This is a genomic window from Micromonospora sp. NPDC003944, from assembly GCF_053605225.1.
In genome coordinates this window covers 1-8,322 of the sequence record NZ_JBSGIV010000122.1, presented here as the reverse complement: position 1 = coordinate 8,322, position 8,322 = coordinate 1, and the positions used below count along the sequence as shown (strand labels likewise).

Sequence of the window (8,322 nt, the reverse complement as noted above, 5' to 3'; positions counted from 1 at the left end):
CCAGGAAAGGCCACCCCGATCGGGGTGGCCTTTCCTGCGTTTCACCCCGACCCGGAAACGAGTGCGCCCAAGCAGGATGTCGCACGATCTTGCGGCCGGCGGGGAGCGGTCAGTTTCGCGTCTGCATCTCGTCGCGGAGGTCGCTGAGCAGGCCGCCGGCGTCGGTGACGGACCGACCAGGGAACATGGCCATGACCACGCTGCCGTGGTCGGCCCAGCCGCACACCGCGAAGTCCCCGCCCTCGCCGCTGGTGGTGCCGCACTTCAGCACCCCACCGAGGCTGCCCGCGGGCAGCTCGCGCAGACCGTTCACCGCACCTGTCTCGTCCGACATCAGGCGGAAGAGGCTGTCCAGGTCCCGTTCCGGCTGCCAGAGCAGGGTGGTGCCCCCGAAGATGAGGACCGAGCGCATGTCATCGGCCGGGTCCCGGTAGACGGTGCCGAAACTGCGGTCCAGCTCGATGTTGGCCGCGAGACCGCTGCGCAGATAGTCGGCAGTGCTCTTCGCCCGCTCACTGTCGTCGCGGGTCAGGCCCGCCACCCGATCGGGTGAGGTCAGTTGGGTGTCCTTCTGCTGTGCCACCCGCCACCCACCGACACCGAGCACCGCGGCGCCGGCGAGGCCGACCACGAGCGCGGCCGTCCAACCGATCTTGCGGCGACGGGACCAGCCGCCGGACCGCTCGTCGGGGTCGCCCCCCGAGTCGCGGGTGCTCAGCTGGATCGGCTCTTCGGTCAGCTCGACCGGCTCGCGGCCGCCGTCGCGCGACCGCTCGGTGAGATGTGCGTCGGACATAGCCGACACCGTACGCGAACGGCAGGTGGCGCACGTCAGGTCCGTGAAAGCCCTCCGTAGACTTGTCCGGTGACCGAGAGACTGGATGCCCGACGCCCCGACGCCCCGACCCTTGCCGGCCAGTACCAGCCCGGTGAGGTAGAGCAGCGACGGTACGAGCAGTGGGTAGCCGGCGGGCACTTCCGGGCCTCCGCCGACAGCGACAAGCCGCCCTTCACCATCGTCATCCCGCCGCCGAACGTCACGGGCTCGCTGCACATGGGCCACGCGTTCGAGCACACGCTGATGGACGCGTTGACCCGGCGTAAGCGGATGCAGGGCTTCGAGGCGCTGTGGCTGCCGGGCATGGACCACGCCGGCATCGCCACCCAGAACCTGGTCGAGCGTCAGCTCGCCGCCGAGGGCCTCTCCCGGCACGACCTCGGCCGGGAGAAGTTCGTCGAGCGGGTCTGGCAGTGGAAGGCCGAGTCCGGTGGCGCCATCCTCGGCCAGATGCGCCGCCTCGGCGACTCCGTCGACTGGGACCGCGAGCGCTTCACCATGGACGAGGGGCTGACCCGCGCCGTCCAGACGATCTTCAAGAAGCTGTTCGACGACGGCCTGATCTACCGGGCCAACCGGATCATCAACTGGTGTCCGCGCTGCCTCACGGCGCTCTCCGACATCGAGGTCGAGCACACCGACGACGACGGCGAGCTGATCTCGATCCGCTACAGCGACGAGGTCGTGGTGGCCACCACCCGGGCCGAGACGATGCTCGGCGACACCGCCGTGGCGGTGCACCCCGACGACGAGCGCTACCAGCACCTCATCGGCACCGAGGTCGAACTGCCGCTGACCGGTCGACGGATCCCGATCGTCGCCGACGCGCACGTCGACCCGTCCTTCGGCACCGGCATGGTCAAGGTGACGCCGGCCCACGACCCGAACGACTTCGAGATCGGCCAGCGGCACGACCTGCCCGCGCTGACCGTGATGGACGAGCGTGGTGTGATCACCGTGCCGGGCCCGTTCGAGGGGTTGGACCGGTTCGAGGCGCGGCCCGCGATCGTGGCCGCGCTGCGCGAGCAGGGCCGGATCGTCGCCGAGAAGCGCCCGTACGTGCACGCGGTCGGGCACTGCTCGCGATGCAAGACCACAGTCGAGCCGCGGCTGTCGCTGCAGTGGTTCGTCAACACCGCCCCGCTGGCCCAGGCCGCGGGTGACGCGGTGCGCGACGGTCGGGTCCGCATCGAGCCGGCCGAGCTGTCCAAGCGCTACTTCGCCTGGGTCGACAACATGCACGACTGGTGCATCTCCCGCCAGCTGTGGTGGGGACACCGCATCCCGGTCTGGTACGGCCCGGCGGGTGAGATCGTCTGCGTCGGCCCCGACGAGGCGCCGCCGACCGGCGAGGGCTGGCACCAGGACGAGGACGTCCTGGACACCTGGTTCTCCAGCGGTCTGTGGCCGTTCTCCACCCTGGGGTGGCCCGAGCAGACCCCGGACCTGGCGAAGTTCTACCCGACGAGCGTGCTGGTCACCGGGTACGACATCCTGTTCTTCTGGGTCGCCCGGATGATGATGTTCGGCCTCTACGCGATGGACGGCCGGCCGCCCTTCGACGTGGTCGCGCTGCACGGGATGGTCCGCGACCAGTTCGGCAAGAAGATGTCGAAGTCGTTCGGCAACGTGGTCGACCCGCTCGACTGGATCGACCGCTACGGTGCCGACGCCACCCGGTTCACCCTGGCGCGGGGCGCGAACCCCGGCCAGGACGTCCCGGTCAGCGAGGAGTGGTGCCAGGGCTCGCGTAACTTCTGCAACAAGCTCTGGAACGCCACCCGGTTCGCCCTGATGAACGGCGCGCACACCACCGGCGACCTGCCCCCCACCGAGCAGCTCTCCACGGTCGACAGGTGGATCCTGTCCCGGTTGGCGCACGTCACCGCCGAGGTCGACGAGCAGTTCGAGGCGTACGAGTTCGCCAAGGTGTGCGACCTGCTCTACCACTTCGCCTGGGACGACGTCTGCGACTGGTACGTCGAGCTGAGCAAGCCGGTGCTCGCCGAGAGCGGCGCGGCCGCGGAGGTCAGCCGTCGGGTGCTCGGGCACGTGCTCGACCAGCTGCTGCGGCTGCTGCATCCGGTCATCCCGTTCGTCACCGAGGAACTGTGGCTCGCGCTGACCGGCGGCGAGACGGTGCAGGCCGCCGCCTGGCCGGTGGCCGACCTGTCGCTTGTCGACGACGCCGCCGAGGCCGAGCTGGTGGGCGTGCAGCGGGTGGTCACCGAGATCCGCCGGTTCCGCTCCGACCAGGGGCTGCGCCCGACGCAGCGGGTGGCAGCCCGCCTGGACGGGCTGTCCGGTGCGGGGATCGCGGCCCACGAGCCGCTGATCCGTTCGCTGGTCCGGTTGGACCCGGCCGGTGACGACTTCCAGGCCAGCGCCACGCTGGCCATGCCCGGCGCGGTGGGTGTCGCGTTGGACACCCGGGGGTCGATCGACGTGGCCGCCGAGCGGGCCCGGCTGACGAAGGATCGCGCGGCGGCCGAGAAGGAGGTCGCGCAGGCCCGGGCGAAGCTCGACAACCCCGCCTTCATCGGCAAGGCCCCCGAGCCGGTGGTCGCGAAGATCCGCGACCGGCTCGCCACCGCCGAGGCCGACCTGGTCCGGATCGACGCTGCTCTGGAGACACTGCCCTCGTGACCGACCGTACCGATTTCGCCGCCATCGAAGCCGAGCTGAACGCCCGCGGTTTCACCCGTATGGTCTTCGAGCTGGACCGGATCGAGTCCCTGCTCGACCTGCTCGGCAGCCCACAGCGGGCGTACCCGGCGATCCACCTGACCGGCACCAACGGCAAGACCTCCACCGCGCGGATGATCGACTCCTTGCTGCGGGCGTTCGGGCTGCACACCGGCCGGTACACCAGCCCGCACCTGGAGACCGTGCGGGAACGGATCAGCCTGGACGGGGAGCCGGTCAGCGAGGAGCGGTTCGCCGCGGTGTACCGGGAGATCAAGCCGCTTGCCGACCTCGTCGACGCGCGGTCCGACGAGCCGCTGACGTACTTCGACATGACCACCGCGCTGGCGTTCGCCACCTTCGCGGACGCGCCCGTCGACATCGCGGTGGTCGAGGTCGGCCTCGGTGGTGCCGAGGACGCGACGAACGTCCTCCAGGCCGGGGTCTGTGTGATCACCCCGATCGGGCTGGACCACACCGAGTGGCTCGGTGACACGCTCCAGGACATCGCGCTGGCCAAGGCCGGCATCATCCACCCGGGCGCCACGGTCATCGCGGCAGCGCAGGACGAGGAGGCGGCGGGTCCCATCCTCGACCGCTGCGCCGAGGTGGGGGCCACCATCGCCCGGGAGGGCGGCGAGTTCGGGGTGCGGGGTCGGGCGGTCGCGGTCGGCGGTCAGGTGCTCAGCCTCCAGGGTCTGGGCGGCGTGTACGACGACGTGTTCATCCCGCTGCACGGCGCCCACCAGGCGCAGAACGCGGCGGTGGCGCTCGCCGCCGTCGAGGCGTTCCTGGGTGCGGGGGCCCGACGTCAGCTCGACATCGAGGCGGTCCGGGAGGGCTTCGCCTCGACAAGTTCCCCGGGTCGGCTGGAGCGGGTCCGTAACGCCCCGACCGTCCTGCTGGACGGTGCGCACAACCCGCACGGCATGAAGGCCACCGTCACCGCGCTCCAGGAGGAGTTCGCGTTCAGCAAGCTGGTGGCCGTGCTGGGCGTCCTCGCCGACAAGGATGCGGAGGCGCTGCTGGAGCTGCTGGAGCCGGTGGTCGACCAGATCGTGGTCACCCGGAACAGCTCGCCACGGGCGATGCCTGCGGAGGAGCTCGGCGCGCTGGCCGCCGAGATCTTCGGCGAGGATCGGGTGCACGAGGCCCCGGAGATGCCGGACGCCATCGAGGTGGCGGTGGCGTTGGCCGAGGAGGACGTCCCGGGTGAGTTGAGCGGCGTCGGGGTGCTGGTCACCGGTTCCGTGGTGACTGTCGCCGACGCGCGCCGGCTGCTGAAGCGATGACCAGCCCGGAGCGGGACCCGCACACCGCCGAGGACCAGACCGGCCCGTCGGTGGGGGAGGAGCCCACGGCGGGGCAGCCCCGGCGCTCCGGGTTGCGCAACCCGGAGCGGGCGGTACGCGGTCTCGGTGCTGGCACGCTCAGCCTGGAGGCACTGGTGCTCCTGCTGGCGATCCAGCCGATCCGGGTGGTCGGCGGTGACCTCGGTGGCGCCGCGATCGGTGCGGTGGTGGCGCTCGCGGTGGCCGCAGTTGTGCTCGCCGGCATGATGCGCCGCCCCTGGGCCTGGAACGCTGGCACCGTGCTCCAGGGCCTGCTGTTGCTGGGCGGCCTGCTGCACTGGTCGCTGCTCGGGCTGGGCATCATCTTCGCCCTGGTCTGGGCGTACGCGATGCACGTCCGTCGCGTCATCCTCGGCTGACGCCAGGCCCGGGCGGCAGCGGGCCGGGTCAGGCGTCGGCGCGTTCGCGCCACTGTGTCAGCGCGACGCCGTGGCCGTCCGGGTCACGGAAGGCCGCCGCCCACACCTCCAGCTTGGTGCCCCGGTTGACCACCCGGGGCGCGTACGTGAAGCGGACGCCCGACTCGCGCAACCGCTCGTACGCCGCCTCGATGTCGTTGACCTCGAGGTTGACGTGCACCAGCCGGCGGCTGATGGGTGCCGCCCCGGTCACCTCGCGCAGGACGATCCGGGTCGTCCCGGAGGCCAGGACGGCGTTGTGGGCACCCTGGTCGACCTCGCTGAAGCCGAGCACGTCGCGGTAGAAGTCGAGCGACCGGGGCAGGTCGGTGACAAGCAGGGTGAGGCCCACCCCGCTGATCGGCGCGGCCGGGTCGGCGGCCGAGTCGGCGTCGAAGCCGAAGATCGCCTGGTCCAGTTCCTCGTCGGTCACCGTCGCACGGGCGGCACCGGACGGGGAGGGGTCGTCGAGCGGAAGGTCGAGTGGGTCCAGCGGATCGGCCGCGCCGGGGCCGGACCGCTGCGCGGGCGGCGGGTCGGAGCGCGGCGCGCTGAGGGGGTCGGAGCGCTGCGCGCTGAGGGGGTCGGAGCGCTGCGCGCTGGGCTGGTCGGAGCGCTGCGCGCTGAGGGGGCCGGAGCGCTGCGCGCTGGGCCTGTCGTCCGACTCTTCGGCGGACCGGGCGGTCGTGGCGTCGGCCTCCGGAGCGTCCACCCGGTCGGCGGCGGGCTCGTCGAAACGCTCCTCGGCGGGCGGGCGGGGCGCCGGCGTGGCCCGCCGGGGCAACCCGCCGGACTGCTGTTCGACGACGACGCCCTCCAACACGACCGGGCCACCGGGGCTCTGGTGCATCACCACGGGCTCGCGCTCCTCGGGCAGGACGCCCGAGTCGTCACGCCGTAGGTCGTCGCGCCGGGGGTCGGTCCGCGAGGTGTCGGTGCGCAGAGGGTCACCGAGCGGGTCCCGGAACGGGTCACCGACCGGGTCGCGGAAGTCGTCGCGGAAGTCGTCGTCCGGCCCACGGTCGGCCCACGGTGGCGCGTCCTGCTGGATCAGCAGTTCGTCCATCGCCTCCGCGTCGGCGAACTCCGGCGGTAGGTCGGCGACGGCGGCAGCGGTCTCGGCGTGGGTCGGCACCTCGTCCCAGAGGACCTTGACGTGGCGCTGGTCGTCCAACGCGACCCGGATCGGCAGGGTCTGGCCCAGCGACGGCCACTTGGAGACCGGCACCCTCGGCTCGATGATCTTCTTTGACCGGGGTGGCAGCCCCGGGGCGTCGATCACCAGTTGCAGCTCGCAGCGGCCGAACGCGTACTGGGTGGGTGGTTCGGAGGCGCTGTGCACGTGCCCGACACCGACGACCCAGGTGCGACCACCGCCGCGTACGGTCGCCAGCGCGATCGCCAGCACCAACAGGGCGACCCCGAGAGCCACGATGGCCCAACTGGTCATGCCCAGCCCGAACAGCACGACGAACGTGGCCACGGTGCCCAGCACCGTGCCGATCAGCTTGCGTACCGGCGCGATGGGTCGGTTCCCGCCATTCGCCACAGTGGACCTCCCGGGGGTCAGGGCCAGGCTAGGCCGGATCGGCCACCGGAGGAAAGACCGGCCGCCGCGCCGGCGCCGGGACCGGGTCGCTAGGCTGACCGTACCGATCCCGAGCGTGAAGCGCGTACAGGAGGAACCCAGCGTGTCCAGCAACAGCCCGGATGAGCGCAGCCTCGTTCTGATCAAGCCCGACGCGGTCCGCCGTGGCCTGGTCGGCGAGGTCCTCTCCCGCTTCGAGCGCAAGGGGCTGCGGATCGACGCGATGGTGCACCGGACGATGGACGCCGCGCTCGCCGACGAGCACTACGCCGAGCACGTCGACAAGGCGTTCTACCCGCCGCTGAAGGACTTCATGACGAGCGGCCCGCTTGTCGCTCTGGTGCTCTCCGGCGACCAGGTCATCGACGTGGTCCGCGGGTTGATCGGTGCCACCGACGGGCGCAAGGCCGCCGCCGGCACCATCCGGGGCGACCTGTCGCTGTCCAACCGGGAGAACCTGGTGCACGCCTCCGACTCGACTGACAGCGCCAAGCGCGAGATCGCGGTCTGGTTCCCCGAGCTGGGCTGACGCCCACCGGCGCGGAGCCGGCGCGGGTTCAGCCGACCGCCGGCACCTTCGCCGGGTTGCCGACCACGTAGATCCCGGTGATCCGGCCGTCGGCCGCGGCGATGGTCAGCGTGTAGCGACTGCCGTCCGCGCGGGTGATCAGCATCGCCGGCTCACCGTTGAGCTCGACCGGGTCCATGGACACCCGGTGACGCGGGCCGTAGACCCCGGCGTAGAACCTGGCGATCCGGTCCGCGCCGGTCACCGGGTTGAGGGCGGCCCGTACCCGACCGCCGCCGTCGTTCCACGCGGTGGCGTCGGCGGCCACCAGATCGGTGAGCGTCGCCAGGTCGCCGTCGCGAGCGGCGGAGAGGAACGCGTCCAGCAGCCGTTCCCGCTCCGAGCGGCTGGCGGTGAACCGGCGCTGCTCCTGTCGTACCCGCGCGGTCGCCCGGTGGTAGAGCTGTCGACAGTCGGCGGCGGACCGCTCCAGGGTCTCGGCGATCTCCGCGTAGGGCAGGTCGAAGGCCGTGTGCAGGACGTACACCGCCCGTTCCGGCGGCGTGAGGCGCTCCAGGACGTGCAGCAGCGCGGTGGAGAGCGAGTCGCGCAGCTCCACTCGGTCCAACGGCCCGAACGGCGAGGGCGCGGTCGGCACCGGCTCGGGCAGCCACGTCCCGACGTACGTCTCACGGGCCGCCTGGCGGGCACGCAGCCGGTCCAGGGCCAACCGGGTGACCACCCGGGACAGGTAGCGGCGCGGCTCGGCGACCCGCGCGCGGTCCACAGCCAGCCAGCGCAGGTACGCCTCCTGGAGCACGTCCTCCGCGTCGTGCCGGCTGCCGAGCAGGCGGTACGCGAGCCCGAGCAGCATCGGCCGGTGCGCCTCGAGCGCACCGGCCCGCACCGCTGCAGCGGTGTGGGGGACGCCGGCGCCGCTACTACTATCACAC

7 protein-coding genes are annotated in these 8,322 nt (G+C 71.9%); 4 read left to right on the top strand and 3 right to left on the bottom strand.

What is annotated here, in order from left to right; translation table 11 throughout:
• Window positions 1-109 precede the first annotated feature (109 nt).
• Window positions 110-796, bottom strand: coding sequence for a hypothetical protein (locus ACWER9_RS31370; protein ID WP_452305251.1), 687 nt, complete (start codon window positions 794-796; stop codon window positions 110-112).
• A gap of 69 nt (window positions 797-865) precedes the next feature.
• Here ACWER9_RS31370 and ACWER9_RS31365 point away from each other — a divergent pair, with 69 nt between their 5' ends.
• Genes ACWER9_RS31365 through ACWER9_RS31355 form a run of 3 tightly spaced genes read left to right on the top strand, consistent with a single transcriptional unit; the run spans window position 866 to window position 5,234 of the window.
• Window positions 866-3,484: a valine--tRNA ligase gene (locus ACWER9_RS31365; RefSeq protein ID WP_452305250.1), complete on the top strand. Its 2,619-nt coding sequence runs from the start codon at window positions 866-868 to the stop codon at window positions 3,482-3,484.
• Window positions 3,481-4,815 carry a bifunctional folylpolyglutamate synthase/dihydrofolate synthase gene (locus ACWER9_RS31360; RefSeq protein WP_452305249.1) on the top strand — a complete coding sequence of 445 codons (1,335 nt, stop codon included), beginning with the start codon at window positions 3,481-3,483 and terminating at the stop codon, window positions 4,813-4,815. Before ACWER9_RS31365 ends, ACWER9_RS31360 begins: the two co-directional genes overlap by 4 nt.
• Window positions 4,812-5,234, top strand: a complete 423-nt coding sequence (locus ACWER9_RS31355; protein ID WP_452305248.1) for a DUF4233 domain-containing protein — start codon at window positions 4,812-4,814, stop codon at window positions 5,232-5,234. Before ACWER9_RS31360 ends, ACWER9_RS31355 begins: the two co-directional genes overlap by 4 nt.
• A gap of 28 nt (window positions 5,235-5,262) precedes the next feature.
• Here ACWER9_RS31355 and ACWER9_RS31350 read toward each other — a convergent pair whose 3' ends face one another.
• Window positions 5,263-6,822: a VOC family protein gene (locus ACWER9_RS31350; RefSeq protein ID WP_452305247.1), complete on the bottom strand. Its 1,560-nt coding sequence runs from the start codon at window positions 6,820-6,822 to the stop codon at window positions 5,263-5,265.
• A gap of 142 nt (window positions 6,823-6,964) precedes the next feature.
• Between ACWER9_RS31350 and ndk the strand changes: the two genes are divergently transcribed.
• A complete protein-coding gene (gene ndk, locus ACWER9_RS31345; protein ID WP_452305246.1) occupies window positions 6,965-7,390 on the top strand; it encodes a nucleoside-diphosphate kinase in 426 nt (141 codons plus the stop codon).
• 28 nt (window positions 7,391-7,418) lie between these two features.
• On the opposite strand, the gene sigJ is transcribed toward ndk, so the two are convergent.
• Window positions 7,419-8,276 (bottom strand): RNA polymerase sigma factor SigJ, encoded by an 858-nt coding sequence (gene sigJ, locus ACWER9_RS31340; RefSeq protein ID WP_452305245.1) that lies wholly within the window; start codon window positions 8,274-8,276, stop codon window positions 7,419-7,421.
• Window positions 8,277-8,322 lie beyond the last annotated feature (46 nt).

Bases quoted from the DNA above. Each gene is read 5' to 3' on its own strand.
- ACWER9_RS31370 (WP_452305251.1), bottom strand. From the start codon at position 796: ATGTCCGACGCACATCTCACCGAGCGGTCGCGCGACGGCGGCCGCGAG.
- ACWER9_RS31355 (WP_452305248.1), top strand. From the start codon at position 4,812: ATGACCAGCCCGGAGCGGGACCCGCACACCGCCGAGGACCAGACCGGC.